At 41.9% G+C, this 2,883-nt stretch carries 2 protein-coding genes; both read right to left on the bottom strand.

The genetic code is table 11. The features are described from left to right. Nucleotides 1-219: 219 nt before the first annotated feature. A complete protein-coding gene (locus tag AC1DWN_RS31585) occupies nt 220-1,269 on the bottom strand; it encodes a hypothetical protein (protein ID WP_477562810.1) in 1,050 nt (349 codons plus the stop codon). Between the two features lie 248 nt (nt 1,270-1,517). After that, nucleotides 1,518-2,883, bottom strand: a 1,366-nt coding sequence (locus tag AC1DWN_RS31580; RefSeq protein ID WP_477562809.1) for a hypothetical protein, incomplete at its 5' end; no start/stop codon positions are given.

Below are 2,883 nucleotides of genomic sequence, written 5' to 3'. Positions count from 1 at the left end.
GGCTTACGATGCGGAGAAGCTCTTCTTCCGCTGCCTGACGTTCTTCCGCCGTCATGCGGTCGAACAATTCGAGCGGTGGCCCGTCTTTTCGCTTCTCCCATGTCGGGTCATCCAAGAAATAAATGACAAACTTCTGATATGCTTTCATCGCTATCCTCCTTGCTACGGATTTCTCCTCCCAAATTTTCGTGATAAAGATCAATTTCAGCGCTAGTGGTATTAATCGAGAAAATTGTAGTTAATAATCGGTTCAATATTTTCTACAGGCTCTTCACTTCTACGGAGTGTATACAAAGGAATTATTTCATTTCCAAGATTGCCAGAATAAGTACATAGCGATAAAACAATTTTTTCACCGTCACCCTCTATACAAATTGTAGGCCATTCTTTTTCAAGACACTCAGGCCATGTAAGCAATTCATTCCCTGGAATTACAGATAATTTTTTGGTCTTATTTTTAATTTTGTAAGTTCCACTGACAATACATTCATCGAATATAATTGAATTATTCATTGCGTGAATATAATAGTGCCATGGCTTTATCCCCCAAGTGATTATCAATAACCCCTCTTCAAAACATTTATCAACCAGATCAGTTGTTGTAAATAAATCCACAAGATTGACTGCCCCGTCACCAACCTCACTTCTAATAAATTCACTAAATAAATCAAGATCAACCATAAAAAAGCCTAGGTTTCCCAAGCTACCGTAAACAGAGGTACTACTAAGTCTACTGTTTTTTTTCAAATCAATAGAGTCTTTGAAAATCAGTATATACACAGTAATTGTTTCAATTTTTTGTTCGTAGTCTGTTAAAATGGGTGGTGCTTCCACTGATAAAAAATCTGGCTGAGATATCTCTTTTCGAAAAACTTGAATATTTACATGATACTCCCCGGACAATTCTATGTTTTCTCTTTGGTAAAGATTTTTTTGGCGTAATACACCTTCGATAATAGCTGTTTGAATGGTTTTATTCTCACTATCCGTGAAATTATTCTCATGTGAATAATATATAATATCATTTTCTGAAAACGATACGCTCTTATACTCCGCTTCTGCTATTTTTTCACCTAACACAGCAGAATCCAACAATAGTTGTTTATCACCCCTCACTTCTTCAACAATAAGTTTAAATCTACAAATTTCATAATCACTCTGTTGTTCACTAAAAGGTATTCTAAGATTGAAATATCTAGATTTCAAATATGCATCTTTTATTTGGTTGGAACAATAATCTTGTTCCAACCAAATAGCTGTATTTAACATTAGTCTCACCTCGTTCAATTAATTGGGTACCCTTGTTGAGACGCCCATTTCTTCGTTTCTTCCCAAGCTTGAGCAGGTGTAACAATTTTCTTTATCAATTCCCCTTTTGTACCATTTGAATTAATGATATGCAGATCCCCAGTGAATTTCTGGATAGCAGGGTTATTATAGTGATTTTGTAAACCATCCAACCATTGCTGTTTCGTCAAACCTGATTTGTATCAGTAAGTCAACTAATTTTGTTCGGATCAAAAATCGCGGAGTTGGTCGGAATACTCCCACAGCGAATGTTCATCAATTTCGATCTGAATCGCCTGAAGTTCCTTAACAAGCCCGGATATAAGCGGAGTTAGGGCACCCAAAATCTCCTCTCGTTCCACGGTATAAATAAACACCTTGCGCTTGTCTAGTTTGTTGAACCCTTCGATATAGGTGGAAAAGGTGTGTTCGAGCTGCAGCTGCACGTCCTTGGAGGACATTTCACCTGTTTGCGCCTGAGCCGCAAACTCCCGTAGTTGCCCGCGTATCTGTTTATACAGCGAGGCAGCCTTTTTCGCTTGTACAGGTGTAATTCCATCTCGACCGTCCCACGCCCGAAATGGGTTATCGAGATTATCAGCTAGCCAATTCGGCTTGCGCGGTTGGTGAACGGATAAATCCAGACCTTGCTTCGCTGCTTGTTTGTAGGCTTGCTTGATCGTCTTTGCTGCATCATCCGGCAAGCTGGTCAACCACAACGTGTGTAGCTGAGGCAACTGATGTGGATGTGGAAACTGCTCGCCTGAAAAGCCAAACATGTCCACCGTCGTGAACATTTGAAGCTGTTCGAGCTTGTACAGCTGCTCCATACCACGRATGTAGCCTGGCTTGCCCCACATACGTAAGCTCTGTAGCGAAGGAAACCGATCGATGACGTCTCCCAGATCGATATCATCGGCAGAGTACAGCTCCAGCACAGACAAATCCTTGAGACCCCACAATAAACGATAGGTCTTCACCGCATCGCCATTCAATCGAAGCGTGATACCACGCCCTTCCCGCTCGTGCTTGATATAAACATCATGCTGCAAACTTCCTTCAAACGTCATTCGATCCATGTCCTTAGGAACAATCAGCTCATGGATGTTTTGCGGCTTCATTGTGAATTCTGTGATGAGTGTGTGCTGCAAATCAATCCGTTCCACGGCTGTCTGGAGTTCCAGCTCCAGCTTGTAGATAAAATTATGCGTTCTTACATAGTTCTCTAGTGCAGAGCTCCAATCGAAAACAGTCAAGGATGTCAGACAAGGYAGACGGTCCAATTCCGTGTAGTTGGTTAGGTTCGGGATTCGGTCCAGAGAAAGTGATTGGGTGCCCCATCGCACCATGACTCCGGCAATTTCCACCTGTTGGCTGCTGTCTGCCTTGCCGGCAGCTTTGAAGTTATGTCGTTTGTCCTCCGGAATGCGCTCCCACTGCAGCTGACGATACATCTTGGGATTCCAGTCTCCGTAGCTTCTCGGCTGCTCTTCCACAAGGACCTCAAAATTTCCAATATAGGTATACTCCGGAGGAATCGGACCCGCACTAATTTTATGATCCAGATGATCACTCCAAAAATAAAAATTGATCACA

The sequence above is a fragment of the Paenibacillus sp. P4_A7 genome, from assembly GCF_056402455.1.
Note: the sequence above shows the minus strand (reverse complement) of the source record. Positions and strands in the feature narration are given on the sequence as shown.

Excerpts from the sequence above, each read along its gene's own strand:
- AC1DWN_RS31585 (WP_477562810.1), bottom strand. The coding sequence starts at position 1,269 with ATGTTAAATACAGCTATTTGGTTGGAACAAGATTATTGTTCCAACCAA.